The following is a 21,466-nucleotide window of genomic DNA, read 5'->3' as shown; positions in this document are numbered from 1 at the left end:
GTAGGCGGCGGTGGCCTCGCGCATCTTCCGCCGCATCTCCGCGGACTCCTCGTCCGTCACATAGTGCCCGAACCGCTCCGCGAGCAGGGACCGCGTGCGGGCCCTTCCGCATTCCGGGCGCGGCCCGTACGCCCTGGCCATGTGACTACCGCTGCCGCGCAGGGAGTTGCTAGCATCCGCTGTCTTGGCATGTGCAGGGCGGGCGAGGGGGTCTCGGAAACGCCGCCGCCGTGCCGTTTCTCGCTTCCCTGGGGAGGGACCCTTGACCCGGCGTGCCCGGATCGCGCTCACTCTGACCTGCCTGGCCGCCCTCGGCACAGGCTCCCTGACCACCGCGGGCCCGGCCACCGCCGCAGGCGCCGAGCCCACGCCGATCCAGACGGACGGGGTATGGGGGATCGACTACGCGGGCGGCTTTCTGACCAGCGTGGAGAACACCCCGAGCGGCTACCAGCGGGTGATCGGCCGCCGGATGTCGGCCGACGGCGCCACGGTGCTGGAGAAGACCAGCCGAGGGTATGCCGACACGTATGCGAACGGCAGCCACGTGCAGCGGGTGCCCTGTGACGCCGGCGGCTGCGTGCCGATGCGCTCGTTCGGCAACACGTGGGTCGGCTACTTCATGGAGGACGAAACGGGCAAGCAGACCGCCCAGGTCCACCTCACCGACAGCTCACTGAGCGGGAACGAAGAACCGCTCGTGACCGGCGGCCGCTTCGTGGACGCCGCCGGTCGTTACTACGTCTACAACGCGGCCTCCACCGGCAAGCAGTACGTCGACGCCGTGAACCTCTACCGCCGGGACAGCGTGCGCCTGACGCGCTCCGTCACCGCCGCATCGGTGTGGGGAAAACTCCTGTGGACACCCGGGACGGGCAAGGGGCAGGTCACGGCCTACGACCTGGAGCAGCGCAAGAACGCCGCGGCCGTCTCCACGGGCGCGCCCTGCACCGTCAAGGAGCTGCAGGTCGTCGGTCGCTGGATCTACTGGAACTGCGGACCCACAGGTGCCGCCGGTGTGTACGACCGCACGGCGAAGAAAGCGATCAAGGTTCCGTCGGGGCCCGCGCTCGTCGGCGACGGCTACCTGGTCCGGCACGACCGCGCCGCGGGCAAGCTGGTGCTGACGGATTACCACTCCGGCGTGGCCGCCGCCCCGCGTGCCGTCGCCGACCTCCCGGCCGGAAACACCGCCGATCAGCGGCGGCTGACCTGGACCGTGGACAAGTTCGGCGGTGACATCGCGTACGTCGGCGAGGACAAGGCGATCCGTATCGTGCAGAGCGGAGTGCCGTCCCAGTCGCTGGCGAACATCGAGTCCGACGTCGCCAGTGACGCGGTGGACCCGACGGGCCGCGGCGGAATCAACTTCTGGGACAGCTACTGGCAGCTGAACAAGCCTGCGAACTGGACCTTCACGGTGAAGGACGCCCAGGGCCGCGCGGAACGCACGATCAAGGGAGCGGGTGCGTCCATCGACGTCTCCTGGGACCTGAAGACGGACTCCGGTGCCTATCCGTTCAACGGCCCCAAGACCTGGACTCTTTCCGCCACGGCGGCCGAGGGCGGCGGCACCTACCGCACGAGCGGACGGATCGGCTACGTCGGCGGCCGGCAGGGCCACCACGACGTGGCCGGCTTCAACTACGGCGATCTGGTCACGCTGACCTCCTCGGGCGGCCTGACCCTGCACTACACCGACGGCAAGGGGACGTTCACCGGCAAGGAATCCGGCTCGGGCTGGCCCGCCGGCACCGTCGCGGTGCCGTTCGGTGACATGGACACGGACCGGTGCGCCGAGATGCTCGTCCGCATGCCCGGCGGCGAACTGCGCCGCTACCGGGGCAAGTGCGGTGGCGGATACTCCCCGGGGAACAGCCACACCGTGCTCGGCACGGGGTGGAACGCGTACAACGTTCTCACCGCACCCGGCGATGTGACCGGTGACGGGCGTACCGACCTCTTCGCCCGCAAGGCGTCGACCGGTGAGGTCTACCTGTTCGCCAACGACGGGGCGGGCAAGCTCAGGGCCGGCGTGAAGCTCGCATCGGGCTGGTCCGGGTACACGCACATCGTCGGCGCGGGTGACCTGACCGGCGACGGGTTCGGTGACCTGCTGGCGCGTGACAGGTCCGGGACGCTGTGGCGGTACGACGGCCGGGGCAACGGCACGTTCGGCACCCGCGTGCAGGTCTTCACCAAGTGGGGCACCGGGTACAACATCATCGTCGGTGTCGGGGACATCACCGGCGACGGGAAGGCAGACCTGGTCGAGAGGGACGGCGCGGGCAACCTGTACCGCAACAACGGCAACGGCAGGGGTTCCTTCGCCGCCCGCGTGAAGATCGCGAGCGGCTGGCAGGGGTACAAGGGCGTGTTCTAGCCATGCCGTCTCGCTTGTGACGCATGTCACGCCCCCGGCGAGGGAATCGCTGGGGGCATGACAGATGACGGCAAGGCCGGCGGGCTGTCGGACGAGGAACGGCTGGCCCAGCTCGGCTACACCCAGGTCCTGGCCCGCCGCATGTCGGCGTTCTCCAACTACGCGGTCTCCTTCACGATCATCTCGGTCCTGTCGGGCTGCCTGACCCTCTACCTCTTCGGCATGAACACGGGCGGCCCCGCCGTGATCACCTGGGGCTGGGTCGCCGTCGGCCTGATGACGCTGTTCGTCGGGCTGGCGATGGCCGAGATCTGCTCGGCATACCCGACCTCGGCGGGCCTGTACTTCTGGGCGCACCGGCTGGCGCCCGCGCGGTCGGCCGCGGCCTGGGCCTGGTTCACGGGCTGGTTCAACGTGCTGGGCCAGGTGGCCGTGACGGCCGGCATCGACTTCGGCGCCGCGTCCTTCCTCGGCGCCTACCTGAACCTCCAGTTCGGCTTCGAGGTCACCCCCGGCCGCACCATCCTGCTCTTCGCGGCGATCCTGTTCCTGCACGGCCTGCTGAACACCTTCGGCGTCCGTGTCGTCGGCCTGCTCAACAGCGTCAGCGTGTGGTGGCACGTCCTGGGCGTGGCGGTCATCGTCGGCGCGCTCGCCCTCGTCCCCGACCGGCACCGGTCCGCGTCCTTCGTCTTCGGCGAGTTCGTGAACAACACCGGCTGGGGCAGCGGCGCGTACGTCGTCCTGCTCGGCCTGCTGATGGCCCAGTACACCTTCACCGGTTACGACGCCTCCGCCCACATGACGGAGGAGACGCGGGACGCGTCCACCGCCGGGCCCAAGGGCATCGTCCGCGCCATCTGGACCTCCTGGATCGCGGGGTTCGTCCTGCTGCTCGGCTTCACCTTCGCGATCCGGTCCTACGAGGGCGCCCGCACCTCCCCGACCGGCGCCCCGCCCGCCCAGATCCTGCTCGACGCGCTCGGCGCGACCGCCGGGAAACTGCTGCTGCTCGTCGTCATCGGCGCCCAGCTCTTCTGCGGCATGGCCTCGGTGACGGCCAACAGCCGCATGATCTACGCCTTCTCCCGCGACGGGGCGCTGCCCTTCTCCCGCCTCTGGCACACGGTGAGCCCGCGCACCCGCACCCCGGTCGCCGCGGTGTGGCTGGCGGCGGGGGGAGCGCTGGCGCTGGGACTGCCGTACCTGATCAACGTCACGGCGTACGCCGCGGTCACCTCCATCGCCGTGATCGGCCTCTACATCGCCTACGTCATCCCGACCCTGCTGCGCGTCCGCAAGGGCCCCGCCTTCGAACGCGGCCCCTGGCACCTGGGCCGCTGGTCGCGGACGGTGGGCGTGGTGGCCGTGACCTGGACCGGCTTCATCACCGTCCTGTTCATGCTGCCCCAGGTGTCCCCGGTGACCTGGGAGACCTTCAACTACGCCCCGGTCGCCGTCCTCGCCGTCCTGGGCTTCGCGGCGGCCTGGTGGCTGGCGTCGGCCCGGTACTGGTTCCTCGTTCCCGGCGATGCCCGTACCCGGGCCGGGGTGCGGGGACGAGGGCGGGAGGCGTTCCGCGCGGACGCGTCCGGTCCGGCCGGCGAACAGGCCCGCTCCCCGGCCCGGCGACGCGTTCGGTTCCCCGGCCGGTGATCCGGTCGATCCGTGACGGATGACCCTTGTTCGACCCTTGTTCGATGCGCGTGTGGCCCGCGGCGTGGCCGTGTCTTCGATACCCGATCGGAGACACGGCCGTGTCCGGCTATGCTCGGGGTGGCACCCTTGCCTGGGCCCTTAGCTCAATTGGCAGAGCAGTGGACTTTTAATCCATTGGTTGTGGGTTCGAGTCCCACAGGGCCTACCGGTGGCGGGAGAGGGGTTATCCCCTCTGACCTGCTACGCAGCGTCCGGGTCGGCTTCGGTCGGCCCGGACGCTGCTTCGTTTCCGGGGTCCGTGCGCGAGCGGGTGTGCTCATGGTCTGGGACTCGGCTGCCGCTGGGGCGGATGATGCGCCCAAGCGGTTTTCTCGGCCCGGCTCCGGGAGCGGGCTCCTGTACGTGTCCGGGCCAGTGTGATGGCCGGGCGCCGCAGCGAGCACAGTTCGGCAGCAGCCCGACCGTGCCGGTAGACGCGGCTCCTGTGCCCATATGTCATGTACGCCGAGCTTGCCGGCCCAGCAGCCGCGATGCATGGAGCCGGAGGGATGCCGTGAGGCCCGTGGGCCTGATTGCGCAGCGCTCAGCCCTGACGAGGCGACACCGTCCCTCCACGGCGTCCTTCTCCGGTGGGGTTTGCTGTTCCCGTGGGTGAGTGAGGACCGAGCCGCTCAGACAGCCACCAGCTGCCGGAATTCGTGGTCGGCGAGTGGGAAGCGCGAGAAGAACACGGCGGATCGCACGTCTCCCTCGAGCACGGCGACGAGGAACTCGCTGCAGTTCATCGCGTAGTGCTCCCAGCGGTCGCCGCGGGCCTCGTTCACCATGACGGTCCACTCGTCGGGACTCCGGTCCGCCCGAACGAGCCAGTAGAGGCACTCACCGTTGTCGGTGGTGGCCCAGGGAATCACCCGGCTCTGTCCGTCCGCCAGCTCATCCGGCTTCTTCTCGAACTCCCAGAGGCCCTCCAACGCTTCGGTCTGCTGGTCCTCCCACTCGATGAGGTCGTAGTTGCCGTTCGGGCAGTCCGGTTCGAGGAGGTGCAGGTAGTCGTCCCAGTTGCTGCCCCCGTAGGTGCGGATCAGCTCCTTGTAGTCGGTGGGGAGGACGACGCCCAGCAGCCGCTCCGCCGCGTCCCAGTCCTTGTTCCCGGGCTCGGACGGCGGCGTGATTACCTGTGTGAGGCGGGCGAGTGCGGCGTTCATGGAATCTCCCTCCGTGGTTCTGTTCCATCACGCGCCGTGAGGGCGGGCCGCAGGGCGCTATCCAGGGGTGTACCGGGGAAGACACGCCCTGGCCACGGGGCTTGTGCCGAGAGGGACGGCAGGCTCTTCCGTGACCAGGGCGAGGGCTTAACCGCGGCGGTGATCTCGTTCGGATGGTCAGGGTGAGTCGATGCGTCCCTGCCGAGCAGCGACTCCCAGATACGTGCCTGGAGTTCGCGGATGGTGGGTCCGCACGCGTACATGGAAGCCTGAACGTCGGCGACGCTCGCGGGGCCGACCCACAGGACGCGGGTCCAGCGCTGGTCGCAGGAGAGTCGGCAGAACCCGTCGATCCATTCGTTTCCGTCATCCGTGGCCGCCGGAACGGGTAGTCCACCTCGGGCGAATTCTGCGATCCCGGGGTTCACCCTGCGCTGTAGGGCGACTTCCGGCAGCATGGTTCGTCCGCTTCCCCGATCAGGATTCCTGGGCCGCCGAGAAAGTGTTCTCCTGCTTCTCGCCGTCGGAGAACAGCAGGGTGGGCTCGGTGAGGATGTCGCGGCCGGCCTCGCTCTTGTAGATCTCGTCGACGCTGCCGAAGCGGGCCTCGGAGTAGTCGAGGCCCAGAAGATCGGCGGCCTGCCGGACAGACGCCTCGTCGGGGCCCTCGATCTCCAGGAACGTGGGGAGGTCGGGCCAGGTGTCGAAGTCGAAGGCGACTTCTCCCAGGCGCCATTCCTCGCGGTAGTTCTCCTGGTAGCGGACCTCGGTGAGACCGACCCGGCGGAGGATGTCGGCCATGGCGTGCAGATCGGCGACCTCGGTCTCGATCTCCTTGGTGCCGTCGATCGCCGTGGCGTCGGTGATCTGCTTGAGCGTGAGAGTCGAGCGGGTGCCCTCGTCCCGCAGACGGAGCCACGCTCCGCCGTCGAGAGACTCGCTCTCGAAGATCTTGCGGGTGAGGAGGGTGCGGGGAAGTGCCTGGACGGCACCAAGAGCGGACAGCTTGGCCTGGAGACCTGCGACGTCGACGGACAGGAACTTCGCCTCGTACTCGTGCTTCATGGGTCCTTCTCTCAGGAACGGTCGGTGAGGGTGGACGAACGGGCCGCCAGGAGCAGGCCCATGCGATGGATGTGGTCGTGCGGCCGGCCGACATGGGGCCGTTCGGTGAACTCGTTCGTGCGGAGGGTGAGCAGCACGTCCCAGTCGCCGAGGAAGTGACGGTGCAGGCGCTCGGGAGAGGTGTAGTGCTCCACCAGGTGATGACGCTTTTCGACGGGCATCATGAACTCCGCACCGAACACACCGCCCGGGCGGACCAGGCGCTGCATGCGGTCGACGAACTCGGCGAGCGGGCGGTGGTGGTTGGCACTGTAGTGCCACGAGCAGCTCGTCCAGACCGCTTCGCACGGCACGTCCAAAGGTTTCCCCGCGAGGAAGTCCTCTTCAATAACCTGCACACGGTCGTGGAGTTCCTCCAGCTTGAGCCGGTCGATCAACCCCATGGCGTGCACCTGGCTGTCACCCGGGAGGCGTACCTCACCTCCATGCACGGCGAGCGCATCGCGTTCGATGGCCACTACGCGGTACCCGGCGGTGGCCAGGGGCAGGACGAACTTGCCGTCGCTCGCACCGACGACCGCGACGGTGGAGTCAGGAGCAACACGTTCCCGCAGGGTCGCGAGGAACTGAGGGAAGAAGGTGAGGGTGTGCTCCCACAAGCTCTGTGTCTGCATGGGAGGGCGCTCCTTGCGTATCGGTGGCGGTGATCACGCGGAGGACTTGTTCGGGGGTGAGCCCCGTGGTGTCGATGCGTCGCATCGGGAACGAGGCGTAGGCATCCGCCACTTGGTCAGTGACGGTCTCCGTCAGCGCGTCCCATCGCGATATCGGCTTGTCCCGGGCTGCGAGGCGGCGCCGGCGTTCGTCGTCAGCGCAGACGAGGTAGTACGTGACGGGAGTCGGCAGCCAGGCCGGCAGAGTGACGCCGAGCCGGGCTCCCAAGGCTCGGTGGCTGGTGAGGCACCGGGCGAAATAGCTCTCCACGACAACCGGAACGCCGCTTCTGAGGTGCCGCTGGATCTCTTCGGCTGCTGTGAACAGTGCGGAGAGGTAGAGGCACATCCGAGCCTCGACGTTCGTCCGCCTGTCCACCTCGCGCCTGAGGGGCTGGTAGAAGGCTGGCACGGTGGGCACAAGGACGGCTTGACGGGCAACGGCGAGCATCGGAGCGATCGTCGACTTCCCAGTGCCCCGTAAGCCTTCCAGGCTCTCGAATCTCGGCTGGTCAGACACGGGCGTACACCACGTCCGGTACGGAGAGCGCGAGCTCATCGGTGGCGGAGGGCCTGTGGACGATGCGATTCGCGGCCTTCTCGTACCAGAACGCGTGGGAGTCCTTGCCCACCGCCTTGCACGACATGGTGAGCGCACCGCGCGGGTCGGCCTCGATCCGGTCGATCTCGCGGGGCCCGCCGGACGGAGCGCAGATCTCTGGCGCGCCGGACTCGGAGAGGTCCTCGTCGACGATCACTTCAAGCGGCAGCCTGGTCCGCGCGAGCTCTTCGCGGAGCCGGCCGTAGGCGGTCGTGTCCGTGACCAGCAGCTCGGGGTGGTCAGCGGCATTGCCAACCGGCCGCAGGTGGTGGAGTTTCAGCTGCCGGACTCCGAGCTGCCCGAGGATGCTGGCGAGAGGGAGGACCTCGCCGATGTTCCGAGAGGTCACGGTCATGGTCGCGCCCGTCGGAACCCCGAGGTCCCGTGCCAGGCTGAGTGAGCTGAGGGCGCTCTGGTAGCTGCCGCGCTTGCGGATGCCGTCGTTGGTCGAGCCGACACCCTCCAGAGAGACACGGAGCAGGTCCAGGTGCGAAGCGATCTCGGTCAGGCGGCGCTCGATCCGGTATCCGTTGGTGCAGATCTCGACGCGCTGGCCGAGTTCCTGCTTGGCGTGGCGGACGACCTGCGGGAGCTCCCTGTGGACGAACGGTTCCCCGCCGAGGAGGGTGACGGCCTGCGTGCCGTACTCGCCTCGCATCAGGGAGAGAAGACTGGCGGCTTCCTCGGCGGTGAACGCGTCGGCGTACTGAAGCCGCTTGCCGTGGAAGCAGTGCAGGCACGTGAAGTTGCAGCGGTACAGCAGCTGCAGGTACAGCATCCGGATCTTCCTGATCCCGGTGACTTCCCCGATCACATGGGCTCCTTCGGCTGACTGCCTGGTGGGAACCCCGATGGTGGCGGTCTGCCAGGGGACCTCGTCACCGCGTTCGGGGACGGTCCAAGGACGTCCTGGGACGTTTTACGTGCCCGAGAAGGACTCCAGGATGCCGAGAACCCGCCGGGTGTCCGACAGGTCGGACAGGATCTCGTGGGCGCCGGCAGCGGCCAGTTCCTCGGCACTGTGGACACCAGAGGCCACCGCAAGGATCGCGGAACCAGTGGCCAAGGCGGCTTCCACGTCGCGGGGGGTGTCTCCCACCAGGACGACGGGCACATCGGCTGGAACGCCACGGAGCTGCTGTATGCGTTCACGCGCGACCGCGACAAGTTCGGGACGAAGCTCAGCATCCGCTCCGTAGGCGCCGGCAGGCAGATCCAACAGCGAGTCAAGGCCGAAAGCGGAAAGCTTCACGTGAGCGTTGGCGGCGATGTTGCCGGTCAGAACAGAGGAGACCCAACCACTTCGTGCGGCAGCGGCCTTCAGTACCTCGTGAACCCCTGGCAAAGCCGTCCCGCGCAGGCGCAGATCATCAAGGCGGCCATGCCCAGCTTGCGCGAGGGCGGCCTCGATGACGGACCAGTCGGGTACAGGTAGCCCGTCGCGAAGGAACATGTCGCGCATGATGAGTCGATCCGTGCGCCCCTCGGTACGAGCCGGCTCCGACGGTACGCGTCCCGCAAGTGATGAGAAGGCGGCAGCGTAGATCTCCTTGCTGACCCCCGCGTTCTCGATGAGGGTGTGGTCGATATCCCACAGGACGATGAGCTCCATGGCGCCAGGGTAGGCAGTCGGTTCGCTGCACCGCTTCCGTGACGGCGTCCCAAAACGTCCTTGCGTGATCATGCACCGGGCCGCTTCCATGGCTCCTGTGAACGACCGACTGCACTCTGTGCTCGCGCAGCGCGGCGTCTCGCCCGAATCGCTCGCGGAAGTCTGCGAGGTGGACCCCAAGACGGTGAGCCGGTGGCTGGGAGGGCGCGTTCCACACGCACGGCATCGCTTCCGCGTCGCCCGCCATCTGCGCGTGGAAGAGACCTTCCTGTGGCCGGCGCCGCCTCGACGGTCCGGCCGACCGCGGGACGGGTTAGGCACCGAACTGGTCGGCACCTATCAGAACCGGGCCAGCGTGCCGCGGGACGTCTGGCTCTCGCTGCTGCGAGAGGCCCAGCACGAGATCAGCGTCCTCGTCTTCTCCGGCACGTTCTTCGCCCAGTCCAATCCGCATGTAGCCAAGATGCTTGCCGAGCGCGCGGCGGAGGGGGTCCGGGTGCGCCTGTGCTTCGGTGAACCGGACGGTCAGGCAGTCGCGATCCGAGGCCGCGAAGAGGGGATCGGCGACACCCTTGCCGCCAAGATCCGAGCATCACTGACGTACTACCGGCCCCTGCTGGGCGGAGCTGGGTGCGCCGTACGCCTCCACGACACCACCCTCTACACGTCCATGTTCCGCTACGACGACAACCTTCTGGTCAACCCCCACATCTGGGGGCAGCCGGCCAGCGCCAACCCCCTGCTCCACCTCAAGAGGACTGAAGGGACTGGGTGGTTCGACAGCTACGCTCAGAGCTTCGATGCCGTCTGGGCCGCCGCGCGGCCGTGGACACCCGATCGCGAGAGGACCACCGCCCATGGGCAGGACTGAGTACTACAACGACCCGGCCGCCCCGAAGGCAAACACGCTTATCCCGGCCAGCAACCTGCTCGTCGTCGACGAGACCGGAGCCATCCTTCTCCAGCGTCGCCGTGACACCGGCCAGTGGGCGCTTCCCGGAGGCGCGCAGGACATCGGCGAGACCGCGGCAGAGTGCGCGGTACGCGAGTGCCTGGAAGAGACCGGCATCGTCGCCGAGATCACGGGCTTCCTCGGCGTCTACACCAACCCGAACCACATCGTCGCCTACAGCGACGGAGAGATCCGCCAGCAGTACGAGAACACGTACATCGGCCGCCCCATCGGCGGAGCTCCCACGATCAACGACGAGGCCGACGGGGTGCGCTTCGTCCAGCCGGCCGACCTCGACCAGTACGACATCCACCCGAGCATGCGCCAGCAGATCGGGGACTACCTGGCCGGCACCTATCCCTACCTCGGCTGAGTCGCCAGCACCGCCTCGATCCTCTGCACGGAAGAGAAGATCTGCGGCGCCGCACGGCGGATGAAACGGCCGACCACGCTGTCCGTGCCATAGCGGCTGATGATCTCCGCGATCCGCTCCCGCGCACTGGTCCGGCCGCCGTCGGGCGTGGTCGTCATGTCGCAGTACACGAGAGCGTCCACCAGCAACGGCTCCTCCAGCAACGGAAACTCCGACGCCAACACGTCCCGCAGCCCACGCTCCTCAGCCTCCAGCAGGGCAAAAGAGTGGTTCGCGACCAGCCGAGTGAGCCGCTCGTCGGCCCCGTGCTTGTCGCGGAGGAACCTTGCCCCGTCCAGCGGGTGGAACCCTGTCACGGCCAGGCGAGGTGCGTACCCGATGTCGTGCAGCGTGGCGGCAGCGATCAGGAGGCCGGTGTTCTCCCCGAGGGCCGGGCCGACCTCGTTTGCGCGTTCTGCCACTCCGCGTGTGTGCGCCCACCGACGAGGGAGCGCGGCGCTGAGCTCGGCTTCCGCTATCCGCATCGCCCATCCCACGATCAGGTCACCCATGCGTTCTCTCTGCCCGGGGCGGGAGCCGCACAAGCCTCACTGGTCGAGGGGAGTCAGTGGCGTCAGTCGGCGTCCCCGTCCCCGTCCTCCGGCGAGTCGGAGGGCGGCTCCTCAGTGCGTACGAAGGTGCCCTTGATGGGCACGGTGATGACCAGGCCCTGCTCGCGCAGATCGCGGATCGCCCGGCGGATGGTGTTGACGGCCACGCCGTACTGCTCGGCGAGGTCGCGCTCGGCCGGGAGGCGTGCGCCCGCGGGCAGCCGCCCGGTCCGGATCTGCTCGGCGATGTGGTGCACGACCTGCACGTACACGTAGACGTGACTCGCCGGGTCGGGTCTCCAGTCGCGTTCATGAGCCATGAGTGCACGCTAAGGCGGCGAAAAGCACCCCACCACGTACGGGTGCAACCCCATGCTTCCTATTGCTACCTGATGCGTCCTATAGCAAAGTGAGAAACAGAAGACCCCGGCGGCCTGGCAGGGCCCCGGGGCATGGCCAACGCTTACCAGGAGCGTCGACATGCACGACCTTATCCGCCGTATCGCCCATTGGCTGGGCCTTCTCTTCGGTCCCGGGACCGGGGTCCACCGCGCGGGTGTCCCCCGTCACCGTGCCCCTCGCCCCGCCGCCCCCGGACCCCTTCCCCGCCACCACTCCCCGTACTGCCGCCACCTCCCCCTCGACGGCACCGGGACCCGCCTCGTCCGGCCGTACGTCACCGCGTACGAAGAAGAGAGCGGGCGCGTCGGAGACGGGCGGAAGGTGGCCGCCTGATGGGACGCGTCACCGAGCTGCGGCTGCTGCCCTGGCTGTCGGCCGAGGGAAAGCCCTGTTTCCTCGCCCCGGGTGACGGGGGCGGGATCGTCTCCCGTCTGGCCGACGAGACGGAGGCCCGGCAGCTCGCCGTCGGGAGGGACGTCCTCGGCAGTGCCCGCGAGGTGCTGGAGGACCCGCTGTCCCCGAACGCCGAGGTGCGGTACGCCGCGATCCGGTTGTCGGAGTGCCTGGCCGACGTGCTGAGGGTGGCGGAGTCGCGTGGCCGGCGGTTGCCCGTGGCCGACGGAGACTAGGGGCGTTCTCGTAGCGTTGCCCTGCCGCCCGCACCGCCCGCACCGCCCGCACCGCCCGCACCGCCCGCATCGATCGACCTCCGGAGCCCGCCGATGCCCCTCCCGTATGTCCTGCTCTCCGCCGCCGTCTCCCTCGACGGGTACCTGGACGACGCCGGTCCCGAGCGGCTGTTGCTGTCCGGCCCGGAGGACTTCGACCGGGTCGACGAGGTGCGGGCGTCCGTGGACGCGATCCTGGTGGGGGCCGGGACGATCCGGGCCGACAACCCGCGGCTGCTCGTCAACTCGCCCGAGCGGCGGGCGGCCCGGGTCGCCGCGGGGAAGCCGGAGTTCCCGTTGAAGGTGGCCGTCAGCGGGTCGGGGGAGATGGACCCGGCGGCCCTGTTCTGGCACACGGGCGGCGACAAGGTCGTCTGTACGACGGAGGAGGGCGCCGGGCGGGCCCGGGCGCTCGGGATCGCCGCCGACGTCGTCGCGTTCGGCGCCGAGCTGGACTGGCGGGAGGTGCTGGAGTACCTGCACGACGAGCGGGGGGTGCGGCGGCTGATGGTGGAGGGCGGCGGGACCGTCCACACACAGCTGATGCAGCGGCAGCTCGCCGACGAACTCCAGCTGGTGCTGGCGCCGCTGATCGTCGGCGACCCGGAGGCGCCCCGGCTGTTCGGGCCCGGCACCTATCCGGGCGGGCGGATGCGGCTGGTGGAGACGCGGCGGATCGGGGACGTCGTCCTCACGCGGTACCGGCCGACGGCCCCCGGAGCGGGCGGGGAGGTGTCGGCCGCCGACCGGCACTGGCTCGGGCTCGCCTGCGAACTGGCGGCGCAGTGCCCGCCCTCCCGGACCGCGTTCAGCGTGGGGGCGGTGGTGGTCGCCGCCGACGGCACCGAACTCGCCCGCGGGTACTCCCGGGAGGGCGGGGACCCGGTGGTGCACGCGGAGGAGGCGGCCCTCGCCAAGACCGACCCGGCCGACCCGCGGCTGGCGACCGCCACGGTGTACAGCAGCCTGGAACCCTGCGCCCGCCGCGCCTCCCGGCCCGCCCCCTGCGCCCGGCTCATCCTCGACGCGGGGGTGCGGCGCGTGGTGACGGCCTGGCGCGAGCCCGACACCTTCGTGCCCGGGGCCGACGGCAGCGGGGTGCTCGCCGCCCAGGGCGCCGCCGTCGTCGTCCTCCCCGAGTTCGAGGAGCGGGCCAAGGCGCCCAACCGGCATCTGACCGATTGACCGATTGACCGATGGACCGGCCGGCCGGTTCCGGGTACGCGGCCGTTCGGCCCAACCGGACCTGCGGGCCGGGCCCCCGCGGAGGCACGCTGCCAGTGACCCGGGCGACGGACGACGCGGAGGTGGCGATGAGGTCGGTGCGCAGGCGGGCGGTGGCCTGGGTGGCCGCGACCCTGGTGGCGGGGCTCGTCACCGCGTGCGGCCAGGAGACGGGCGGCCGGTCCGCGGTGCGGGCGCTGCCCGCCGACGTGGAGTTCACCCACCCCGGCGTCCTGGTCGGCAAGGCCCAGCTGGACACCGTACGGAAGAACGCCACCGCCGGGCGGCAGCCCTGGCTCACCGCGTACCTGGCGATGCGGGACAGCGCGTACGGGTCGTACAAGTACCGGGCCCGGCCGCAGGAGACCGTCTCCTGCCCGTCCGGCGGCAAGGCCGGCCGCGGCTGCGCCGAGGAGCGCGAGGACGCCATCGCCGCCTACACCCAGGCCCTGCTCTTCGGCGTCACCGGAAAGCGGCAGCACGCCGTCAAGGCCCGGGAGATCATGGACGCCTGGTCGGCGCGGCTCACCCGGCACACCGGGGGCGACGCCGGGCTCCAGGCCGGATGGACCGGGTCCACCTGGGCACGGGCCGCGGAACTGGTGCGGCACACGCCCGGTGCGGGGTGGCCCGAGGACCGGGTGCGGCGGTTCGAGGAGATGCTGCGCGGCGCACACCTGCCCCACCTGACGAGGAAAGCGCCCGACCTCGACGGCCACCGGGACCTCGTCATGACCGACGGGGCCCTCTCCGTCGCCGTCTTCCTCGACGACCACAAGACCTTCAACCACGCGCTCCAGCGCTTCCGGGAACGGGTGCCCGCCTACTTCTACCTGGAGAAGGACGGCAAGCTGCCGCTCACCCCGGCGGGCAGCACCATCGGCACCCCGCAGCGGCTGGCGGCGTACTGGCACCGGCAGACGACGTACAAGGACGGCGTGACCCAGGAGACCTGCCGCGACTTCGCCCACGTCGGCCACGCGCTCGCCGCCACCGCCCACATCGCCGAGACCGCCTGGCACCAGGGCGTCGACCTGTACAAGGAGACGGAGGACCGGCTGAAGGCCGCCCTCGCCCTGCACGCCCGCCACCAGCTGGGGGAGCCCGCGCCCGCCTGGCTGTGCGGCGGCAAGGTCGAGGCGGACATGGGGCCCGACCTGGAGGTCCTCCTCAACCACCTGGAGAACCGGCGCGGCATCTCCGTCCCCGCCGCGCACCGGCTCGCCGTGACGACGCGGCCGGCCGGCACCGACGACCTCTTCGTCTCGTGGGAGACCCTGACCCACGCGGACAACCCCGGAGAGTGAAAAGCCCAGGTGGGGAGGGGTGCCGGGGGGCGCCGGAAACCCGTGTGCGGGCGGTCCCGGAAATGGGGTACTCTTGAGACACAACGACGCGGGGTGGAGCAGCTCGGTAGCTCGCTGGGCTCATAACCCAGAGGTCGCAGGTTCAAATCCTGTCCCCGCTACTGAAGGCCGACGGCCGGAATCCGACAGGGTTCCGGCCGTCGGTGCGTTTGCGGACCGATCGTTCCCCCGTCTCTCTTCCGTTTCCCTCGTACGGTCATCCGGTCGGCCCTCCCGGCTCGCTCCCCGCCCCCGCGCCGGGAACCCTGGACGGGCGGGGCAGGTGGACGACGGCGCGGACACGAGCTGCGGGACCGGTGGGAGACGGAGACGAGTGGTGCGGCCTGGTGACGTGGACGAGGGGCCGCACGGCGGTGCCGCTCCCGGGCCGGGTGCCGGTGCCACTCCCGATGCCGGTCTCGGTTCCGGTGTCAGTTCCGGCTCCGGTGTCAGTTCCGGCTCCGGTCTCGGTTCCGGTGTCGGTTCCGGCTCCGGTGTCAGTTCCGGCTCCGGTCTCGGTTCCGGTGTCGGTTCCGGCTCCGGTGTCGGTTCCGGTGTCGATTCCGGTTCCGGTTCCGTGCCGTCGGGTGGCGGTGGGGGGCGGGCGGGCTCCCGTCTCCAGGTGTTCGTACGGCTGCTCCCCGCGCTGCTCCTCGTCATCGGCGTGCTGTACGACTGCCTCACCCCCCGCTCCTTCACCGCGGCCCCCCTCTTCACCGCCGCGCCCCTGGTCGCCGCCCCGCTCTTCTCCCGGCGCGGCACCCTGCTCACCGGGCTCGCCTCCGTCGCCGCCGTGCTCGGAATTCACCTGGGGTTCGGTGTCCTGGCGCGGATCGACGCGCTCACCGAACTGGTCACCGTGGTGACGGTCGCCGCGCTCGCCGTGCTCATCAACGGCCTCGTCCGGCGCACCGGCGAGCGCCTCGCCTCCGCCCGCGAGATCGCCGAGGCGGCGCAGCGGGCGGTGCTGCCCGAACCCGCCGAACGGATCGGCGGGTTCGAGATCGCGGCCTGCTACGAGGCGGCGCAGGCGGACGCGTTCATCGGCGGTGACCTGTACGCCGTGCAGGACAGTCCGCGCGGTGTCCGGCTCGTCGTCGGAGACGTGCGCGGCAAGGGCATGGGCGCGGTCGCGGCCGTCGCCGTGGTGATCGGGGCGTTCCGGGAGGCCGCCGAGCAGGAGGCCACGCTGGAGGCGGTCGCCCAGCGGCTGGAGCGGGCGCTGGCCCGCGAGGGCACCCGGCGCGAGGGACTCGACGCCTTCGAGGGGTTCACCACCGCCGTCCTCGCCGAACTCCCGCACGGCGACGGGATCGTCCGCATCGTCAACCGGGGGCATCCGCCGCCCCTGCTGCTGTACGCCGACGGCACCCTGCGCCCGCTGCCGCCCGCCCGGGAGTCCGCGCTGCCGCTCGGCATGGGCGAACTCGGCGTCTGGCCCGACCGCGCCGACGAGACCGTCTTCCCCAGCGGTGCCACGCTGCTCTTCTACACCGACGGTCTGTCCGAGGCCCGCGACGCCCACGGCGTGTTCTACGACCCGGCCGTCCGGCTCGCCGGCCGTACCTTCCGCCACCCCGCCGACCTGCTGGCGGCGCTCGCCGACGACGTGCGCCGGCACTCCGGAGGCGGCATGGCCGACGACATGGCGCTGCTCGCCGTACGGCGTTCCTGACTCCGCGCCCGATCGCCGTCACGGATGGTGACGGGGTGGCCGCCCTCCGCATAACAACTGACACACCGTCAGGTTGCGTGTGGGGCGAGGGGGGTGGCTGAGGGGAGGTCAACTCGCCGGAAATGCGGTGGTCATGGCCTGTTCGTCCCCCCGGAAATCGTTAATGATCAAGCGGAACGGCTTGGAATACGCGCCTCGCGTCTATTAACGTTCGATAACGCAGCGCGGTCGTCCCAGCCGTCACAGGAGACGGCTCCGCGCGCACGCGCCGAATCCCGTCAGGGAACCGGGGAACCACCACCTTGGGGTGAATCGGGCGTATGCCGCCGTGGAGACACGGCACGTATACGCGCGTAGGAGACCTTCCTGCTCCGAACCCGTCAGCTAACCCGGTAGGCGGAGAAGGAAGGAAAGGAGCGCGCCCACGTGGCGTCCAACCGGCCTGCCCCCGAGGCCCCGTTCATGCCGAGCCGGCATGACACCGTCCCCTTCGGCCACGGCGGCCCCCTTCCCGGTGAGGGCCCCGGCGAGGGTCCCTTCGAGGAGTGGAACCCCACCGCGGAGTCCGTCCGTCCCGTGCGCGGCCGGCACCGTGTCGCCAAGCAGCGCGGTGGATTCGCCCGCAGCTCCACCGTCCTCGGCGTCGGTGTCATCGCCGCCGTCGGCGCGGGCGGCATGGCCAGCGCGCAGTCCGGCAAGTCGCCGGTGTCGATCACCATGCCCGACCTGCCGTCCGTGGGCTCGCTCATCGCGGACGAGGAGGAGGAGCCCGCGGCGACCACTCCGGCCGCCCCGCTCAGCGGCATCGGCACGGCCTCCGCCGGCACCGAGCAGGGCACCGCCGACGCCGGTGAGGCACTGCGGGCCCGGATCATGGCGCAGGCCGAGCAGCAGCAGGAACAGGCCGAGAGCAAGGCCGTCGCCGACGCCGTCGCCGCCGCTGAGAAGGAGGCCGCTCAGGCCGCCGCCGCGGCGGAGAAGGAAGCCGAGGCCAAGGCCGCCGCCGAGAAGGCGAAGGCCGAGGAGGAGGCCAGGAAGAAGGCCGAGGCCGAGCGGCTCGCCGCGCTCGCCCGCCAGTACGCGCTGCCGACCTCCTCGTACACCCTCACCTCCACCTTCGGGCAGGCCGGCCCGTACTGGTCCTCCGGTCACCACACCGGCCTCGACTTCGCCGCCCCCACGGGCACGCTGATCAAGGCCGTGCACAGCGGCACGATCACCTCGGCCGGCTGGGACGGCTCCTACGGCTACAAGACGGTGCTCACCCTCGACGACGGCACGGAGATCTGGTACGCCCACCAGTCCTCCATCAGCGTCAGCGTCGGCCAGAAGGTCTCCACCGGGGACGTGATCGGGCGCGTCGGCGCCACCGGCAACGTCACGGGCGCGCACCTGCACCTGGAGGTGCACCCCGAGGGGTCCGCCTCCGGCGTGGACCCGGCGGCCTGGCTACGGAGCAAGGGGCTCACTCTCTGAGGACGGGGCGGGGGACCGGTCGGGCCGGGTTCGCTCGGCCCGGTGAGTCCGCGGAAGGTGAGTCCGCGGAAGGTGAGTCCGCGGAATAGGTGGCCTTGCCATCTATGTTGCAGAAGGGCATGACTTCTCTTCGCAAGCTCGGCTCCTCCGACCTCGAGGTCTTCCCGCTCGCCCTCGGCGGCAACGTCTTCGGCTGGACCGCCGACGAGGCGGCCTCCTTCGCCGTCCTCGACGCCTACACGGCCGCCGGCGGCAACTTCGTCGACACCGCCGACGCCTACTCCGCGTGGGCCGACGGCAACAGCGGCGGCGAGTCCGAGACCCTCATCGGCAAGTGGCTCAAGGCCCGCGGCAACCGCGCGGACGTCGTCATCGCCACCAAGGTCAGCCAGCACCCCGAGTACCCGGGCCTGTCCGCGGCCAACATCAAGGCCGCCGCCGACGCCTCCCTGCGCCGCCTGGGCACCGACCACATCGACCTCTACTACACCCACTTCGACCAGCCCGAGGTGCCGGTGGAGGAGATCATCGGCGCCCTCGACGAGCTGGTGAAGGCGGGCAAGGTGCGGCACATCGCCGCCTCCAACATCTCCGCCGAGCGGCTGCGGGCCTCCCTGGACTTCTCCGAGCGGGAGGGACTCGCCCGGTACGTGGCGCTCCAGCCCCACTACAACCTCGTCTCGCGCGACACCTACGAGGGTGAGCTCCGGGACACGGCCCAGCGGGCGGGGCTCGCCGCCGTCCCGTACTACGCCCTCGCCTCCGGGTTCCTCACCGGCAAGTACCGGCCCGGCGCCGCCGTCGACAGCCCGCGGGCGGGCAAGGCCGCGCAGTACCTCCAGACCGAGCGCGGGCAGCGGGTCCTGGCCGCCCTCGACGAGATCGCCCAGGCCCACGACGCGCCGATGGCCACGGTCGCCCTGGCCTGGCTCGCCGCCCAGCCGACGGTGGCCGCGCCGATCGCGTCCGCCCGGACCGTGGAGCAGCTTCCGGCGCTGCTGGGGGTGGCGGAGCTGACCCTGACGGAGGCGGAGCTCGGCAGGCTGACGGAGGCGTCCGCCTGACGGCGCGGGCGGCCGGGCGGCCGGGGCGGGGGCGGGAGCGCCTGGGGGCCGTCCGTCCGCCTACGTGCGGTACGGGTTGTACTGCGGGTGGGGCTGCGGATGCGGGTAGGGCTGTGGAGGTGACTGGTACGGGGCCGGTGCGGTGTGCGGCGGCCGGTACGGAGACATCGGGCCGTACGGCGTCCAGGGGGCCGGCGGCATCATGACCGGGGGCGGGGGCGCGGTGACCCGTGCCGCGTACTCCAGCGCCGGGCGGGCCACCCCGTGGCGGCTCCACAGCTCCCGCAGCAGCTCCCCTTCCCGAACGGTGAAGTCGGCGCCCGCCCGGCCGTGGCGGCCCCGGTGGCGCAGGAACGCCAGCGAGGTCGCGTACGCCTCGTACTGCGCGACCGCCCGCGCCGCCGCCTTCCCGGCGTGGTGCCGGGCGTACTCCCGGGCGATGCGGCGCGCCCGCATCGAGCCCAGCGCGAACGGTTCGGCCGGGGTCAGCCAGCCGGTCGCGACATAGGGCGGCAGTTCGGTCCGCACCGTCCTCAGCTCGCGCTGCCGCGTCCAGATCACCAGCCACGTCAGCAGGCCGAACGCCGGCACCATGAACGCCGCGTACACCGCGAAGAAGCCGTAGTCGCCGAGAGCGGCCGAGCCGTTCCACAGGGCGTGCACGCCCATCGCGAGCAGCAGGCCGGCCGGTGGGAGCAGCGCGCGGCGGACCCGGCGGCGCTCCCCGGACAGCGCGGCGATGCCGAAGCCGATGCCGGTGAGCACGGTGAACAGCGGGTGCGCGAACGGCGACATCACGATGCGCACGAAGAAGGTCGCCGCCGTGACGGAGGCGATGCCGGTGTCGCCGGTGAGCTGGTCGGTGCCGAAGGCGGTGCCCAGGTAGAGGATGTTCTCGGTGAACGCGAAGCCGGTGGCGGTGACACCGGCTATGACGACACCGTCCACGATCCCCGTGAAGTCCCGTCTGCGGAAGAGGAAGACCAGCAGGACGGCGGCGGCCTTCGCGGACTCCTCGACGACCGGGGCTATGACGGTGGCGCCGAGGGTGTCGGCGCCGTCCGGGTCGGCGGTCGCGGTCGCTATCCACCGGGTCGCGAAGCTGTTGGCGACGATCGCGATGAGCGCGGCGGCGCAGGCGCCCCAGGCGAAGGCGAACACCAGGTTGCGCCAAGGGCCGGGTTCGACGCGGTCCAGCCAGCGGAACGCGGCGATCAGCAGGGGGACCGGGAGGACGGCGAGACCGAGGCCGACCAGGAACCCCTGCGTGCCGGTCTCCTCGCGGACCAGGGCCAGGATGACGAGGCCGGAGAGCGCGAGGAGGGTGATCAGCGCGCCGTAGCGGACCCAGGGGCGTTGCCACCAGTGCGGGTGCGCGTTCCGCAGGGGGCCGGCCGGAGGACCGTTCGGCGGGCCGCTCGGCGGACCGCTGGGATACGACGTCGGGTGCGGGGGACAGGTGGCCACGGCATCGACCCTAACGAGGCGAGCGGCGCCGGTGCAGGGAGCGGCGGACTTCAGGCGCCGGTGGGGGACTGGTTCCGGTGGACGCGGCGGAAGAGCAGGTCGTTCACCACATGTCCCTTGTCCAGCCCTTGGCCCTCGAAACGGGTGAGGGGGCGGTGGGCGGGTCGCGGGGCGAAGCCGCCGTCCGGCTGGGTGTTCTCGTAGTCGGGGTGCGCGGTGAGCACGTCGAGCATCTGCTCGGCGTACGGCTCCCAGTCGGTGGCGCAGTGCACGATCGCCCCCGGCTTGAGGCGGGTCGCGGCGAGGGTCAGGAACTCCGGCTGGATCAGCCGCCGCTTGTGGTGCCGCTTCTTGGGCCAGGGGTCGGGGAAGTAGACGCGGAGCCCGTCGAGGGAGTCCGGGGCGAGCATCTCGCGCAGGAGGATGATCGCGTCGCCGTTGCCGACGCGGATGTTGGACAGGCCGCCCCGGTCGGCGAGGTTGAGGAGGTTGCCCTGGCCGGGGGTGTGGACGTCGACGGCGAGGATGTTGGTGTCCGGGTCGGCGGCGGCCATCTGGGCGGTGGCCTCGCCCATGCCGAAGCCGATCTCCAGGACGACCGGGCGGGTGTTGCCGAAGAGCTCGGCGAGATCGAGGACGCGCTGCCCGTCGATGTCGAGGCCCCACTTGGGCCACAGGCGCTGCAGCGCGTCGGCCTGTCCCGCGGTCACGCGGCTGCGGCGTGGCTGGAAGCTCCGGATCCGCCGTTCGAAGTGCGAGCCGGCCGGGTCGGCCTTCGGGCCTTCCGGGAAGCGGGGCTCGCCCTTGGGGCGGGAGGGGGCGGGGGGCTGGGGAGCCTCGGGGGCATTACGGGAGTCAGACACAGTGGGGTCGATTTTACGGGGGTGGGGGTGGCCGGGGCTTGTGCCGTGCTCGCGGGTGGGGGTGGCCGTGGGTTTGTGCTGTGCCTGCGGTGCGGGTGGGGGTGGCCGTGGGTTTGTGCTGTGCCTGC

At 70.7% G+C, this 21,466-nt stretch carries 19 protein-coding genes, 2 tRNA genes and 1 riboswitch; of the genes, 12 read left to right on the top strand and 9 right to left on the bottom strand.

Going from position 1 to position 21,466, the window contains the following annotated elements; translation table 11 throughout:
• Positions 1–262 precede the first annotated feature (262 nt).
• The 3 genes from ABZ340_RS31685 to ABZ340_RS31675 all read left to right on the top strand — a co-directional run bounded on the left by ABZ340_RS31685 (position 263) and on the right by ABZ340_RS31675 (position 4,247).
• Positions 263–2,383 carry a VCBS repeat-containing protein gene (locus tag ABZ340_RS31685; RefSeq protein WP_358785312.1) on the top strand — a complete coding sequence of 707 codons (2,121 nt, stop codon included), beginning with the start codon at positions 263–265 and terminating at the stop codon, positions 2,381–2,383.
• Between the two features lie 57 nt (positions 2,384–2,440).
• Positions 2,441–4,039, top strand: a complete 1,599-nt coding sequence (locus ABZ340_RS31680) for an amino acid permease (RefSeq protein ID WP_358785311.1) — start codon at positions 2,441–2,443, stop codon at positions 4,037–4,039.
• A gap of 135 nt (positions 4,040–4,174) precedes the next feature.
• Positions 4,175–4,247, top strand: a tRNA-Lys gene (locus ABZ340_RS31675).
• Positions 4,248–4,713: 466 nt separating this feature from the next.
• On the opposite strand, the gene ABZ340_RS31670 is transcribed toward ABZ340_RS31675, so the two are convergent.
• The 5 genes from ABZ340_RS31670 to ABZ340_RS31650 form a co-directional block, all read right to left on the bottom strand.
• A complete protein-coding gene (locus tag ABZ340_RS31670) occupies positions 4,714–5,247 on the bottom strand; it encodes an SMI1/KNR4 family protein (protein WP_358785310.1) in 534 nt (177 codons plus the stop codon).
• Positions 5,248–5,724: 477 nt separating this feature from the next.
• Positions 5,725–6,312, bottom strand: a complete 588-nt coding sequence (locus ABZ340_RS31665; RefSeq protein ID WP_358785309.1) for a class IV adenylate cyclase — start codon at positions 6,310–6,312, stop codon at positions 5,725–5,727.
• Positions 6,313–6,323: 11 nt separating this feature from the next.
• A complete protein-coding gene (locus tag ABZ340_RS31660) occupies positions 6,324–6,986 on the bottom strand; it encodes an SAM-dependent methyltransferase (RefSeq protein WP_358785308.1) in 663 nt (220 codons plus the stop codon).
• A gap of 551 nt (positions 6,987–7,537) precedes the next feature.
• On the bottom strand, positions 7,538–8,440 hold the full coding sequence (locus ABZ340_RS31655; protein ID WP_358785307.1) for a radical SAM protein: 903 nt from the start codon (positions 8,438–8,440) through the stop codon (positions 7,538–7,540).
• Between the two features lie 105 nt (positions 8,441–8,545).
• On the bottom strand, positions 8,546–9,238 hold the full coding sequence (locus ABZ340_RS31650; protein WP_358785306.1) for a haloacid dehalogenase-like hydrolase: 693 nt from the start codon (positions 9,236–9,238) through the stop codon (positions 8,546–8,548).
• Between the two features lie 97 nt (positions 9,239–9,335).
• Here ABZ340_RS31650 and ABZ340_RS31645 point away from each other — a divergent pair, with 97 nt between their 5' ends.
• Together ABZ340_RS31645 and ABZ340_RS31640 are read left to right on the top strand one after the other, a co-directional pair.
• Positions 9,336–10,109 (top strand): helix-turn-helix transcriptional regulator, encoded by a 774-nt coding sequence (locus tag ABZ340_RS31645; protein ID WP_358785305.1) that lies wholly within the window; start codon positions 9,336–9,338, stop codon positions 10,107–10,109.
• Complete coding sequence (locus ABZ340_RS31640) at positions 10,096–10,563, top strand: NUDIX domain-containing protein (protein ID WP_356938154.1); 468 nt, start codon at positions 10,096–10,098, stop codon at positions 10,561–10,563. The genes ABZ340_RS31645 and ABZ340_RS31640 overlap by 14 nt, the downstream gene beginning before the upstream one ends.
• Here the strand turns inward: ABZ340_RS31640 and ABZ340_RS31635 are convergent.
• Both ABZ340_RS31635 and ABZ340_RS31630 read right to left on the bottom strand, forming a co-directional pair.
• Positions 10,551–11,114: an HD domain-containing protein gene (locus ABZ340_RS31635; protein WP_358785304.1), complete on the bottom strand. Its 564-nt coding sequence runs from the start codon at positions 11,112–11,114 to the stop codon at positions 10,551–10,553. The genes ABZ340_RS31640 and ABZ340_RS31635 overlap by 13 nt on opposite strands.
• A 62-nt stretch (positions 11,115–11,176) precedes the next feature.
• The gene (locus ABZ340_RS31630) at positions 11,177–11,473 is read right to left on the bottom strand and encodes a winged helix-turn-helix domain-containing protein (RefSeq protein WP_358785303.1); all 297 of its coding nucleotides are present in this window, start codon (positions 11,471–11,473) and stop codon (positions 11,177–11,179) included.
• Positions 11,474–11,887: 414 nt separating this feature from the next.
• Here ABZ340_RS31630 and ABZ340_RS31625 point away from each other — a divergent pair, with 414 nt between their 5' ends.
• From ABZ340_RS31625 to ABZ340_RS31595, 7 genes are all read left to right on the top strand, one after another.
• Positions 11,888–12,184, top strand: coding sequence for a hypothetical protein (locus ABZ340_RS31625; RefSeq protein ID WP_358785302.1), 297 nt, complete (start codon positions 11,888–11,890; stop codon positions 12,182–12,184).
• A gap of 93 nt (positions 12,185–12,277) precedes the next feature.
• The gene (locus ABZ340_RS31620; protein ID WP_358785301.1) at positions 12,278–13,408 is read left to right on the top strand and encodes a dihydrofolate reductase family protein; all 1,131 of its coding nucleotides are present in this window, start codon (positions 12,278–12,280) and stop codon (positions 13,406–13,408) included.
• A 95-nt stretch (positions 13,409–13,503) separates the two neighbouring features.
• Complete coding sequence (locus ABZ340_RS31615; RefSeq protein WP_358785300.1) at positions 13,504–14,754, top strand: alginate lyase family protein; 1,251 nt, start codon at positions 13,504–13,506, stop codon at positions 14,752–14,754.
• Positions 14,755–14,841: 87 nt separating this feature from the next.
• A tRNA-Met gene (locus tag ABZ340_RS31610) sits at positions 14,842–14,915 on the top strand.
• A 500-nt stretch (positions 14,916–15,415) separates the two neighbouring features.
• Positions 15,416–16,468, top strand: a complete 1,053-nt coding sequence (locus ABZ340_RS31605) for a PP2C family protein-serine/threonine phosphatase (protein WP_358785299.1) — start codon at positions 15,416–15,418, stop codon at positions 16,466–16,468.
• A gap of 256 nt (positions 16,469–16,724) precedes the next feature.
• Positions 16,725–16,882: riboswitch (cyclic di-AMP (ydaO/yuaA leader) on the top strand.
• A 12-nt stretch (positions 16,883–16,894) separates the two neighbouring features.
• Entirely contained in the window at positions 16,895–17,944 is a 1,050-nt protein-coding gene (locus ABZ340_RS31600) for a M23 family metallopeptidase (RefSeq protein WP_358785298.1), read from the top strand.
• Between the two features lie 119 nt (positions 17,945–18,063).
• A complete protein-coding gene (locus tag ABZ340_RS31595) occupies positions 18,064–19,008 on the top strand; it encodes an aldo/keto reductase (protein WP_358785297.1) in 945 nt (314 codons plus the stop codon).
• Positions 19,009–19,068: 60 nt separating this feature from the next.
• Here the strand turns inward: ABZ340_RS31595 and ABZ340_RS31590 are convergent, their stop codons facing one another.
• Both ABZ340_RS31590 and trmB read right to left on the bottom strand, forming a co-directional pair.
• The gene (locus ABZ340_RS31590) at positions 19,069–20,475 is read right to left on the bottom strand and encodes a PrsW family intramembrane metalloprotease (protein ID WP_358785296.1); all 1,407 of its coding nucleotides are present in this window, start codon (positions 20,473–20,475) and stop codon (positions 19,069–19,071) included.
• Positions 20,476–20,525: 50 nt separating this feature from the next.
• Positions 20,526–21,338 (bottom strand): tRNA (guanosine(46)-N7)-methyltransferase TrmB, encoded by an 813-nt coding sequence (gene trmB / locus ABZ340_RS31585; RefSeq protein WP_358785295.1) that lies wholly within the window; start codon positions 21,336–21,338, stop codon positions 20,526–20,528.
• Positions 21,339–21,466 lie beyond the last annotated feature (128 nt).

Origin of the sequence: Streptomyces sp. NPDC006134, from assembly GCF_040628835.1 — a bacterium.
GTDB lineage: Bacteria > Actinomycetota > Actinomycetes > Streptomycetales > Streptomycetaceae > Streptomyces.
This window is presented reverse-complemented; position numbering and strand designations above follow the sequence as displayed.

Coding starts and splice junctions, on each gene's coding strand:
- ABZ340_RS31680 (WP_358785311.1), top strand. CDS start 2,441: ATGACAGATGACGGCAAGGCCGGCGGGCTGTCGGACGAGGAACGGCTG.
- ABZ340_RS31670 (WP_358785310.1), bottom strand. CDS start 5,247: ATGAACGCCGCACTCGCCCGCCTCACACAGGTAATCACGCCGCCGTCC.
- ABZ340_RS31665 (WP_358785309.1), bottom strand. CDS start 6,312: ATGAAGCACGAGTACGAGGCGAAGTTCCTGTCCGTCGACGTCGCAGGT.
- ABZ340_RS31660 (WP_358785308.1), bottom strand. CDS start 6,986: ATGCAGACACAGAGCTTGTGGGAGCACACCCTCACCTTCTTCCCTCAG.
- ABZ340_RS31650 (WP_358785306.1), bottom strand. CDS start 9,238: ATGGAGCTCATCGTCCTGTGGGATATCGACCACACCCTCATCGAGAAC.
- ABZ340_RS31640 (WP_356938154.1), top strand. CDS start 10,096: ATGGGCAGGACTGAGTACTACAACGACCCGGCCGCCCCGAAGGCAAAC.
- ABZ340_RS31635 (WP_358785304.1), bottom strand. CDS start 11,114: ATGGGTGACCTGATCGTGGGATGGGCGATGCGGATAGCGGAAGCCGAG.
- ABZ340_RS31630 (WP_358785303.1), bottom strand. CDS start 11,473: ATGGCTCATGAACGCGACTGGAGACCCGACCCGGCGAGTCACGTCTAC.
- ABZ340_RS31625 (WP_358785302.1), top strand. CDS start 11,888: ATGGGACGCGTCACCGAGCTGCGGCTGCTGCCCTGGCTGTCGGCCGAG.
- ABZ340_RS31620 (WP_358785301.1), top strand. CDS start 12,278: ATGCCCCTCCCGTATGTCCTGCTCTCCGCCGCCGTCTCCCTCGACGGG.
- ABZ340_RS31595 (WP_358785297.1), top strand. CDS start 18,064: ATGACTTCTCTTCGCAAGCTCGGCTCCTCCGACCTCGAGGTCTTCCCG.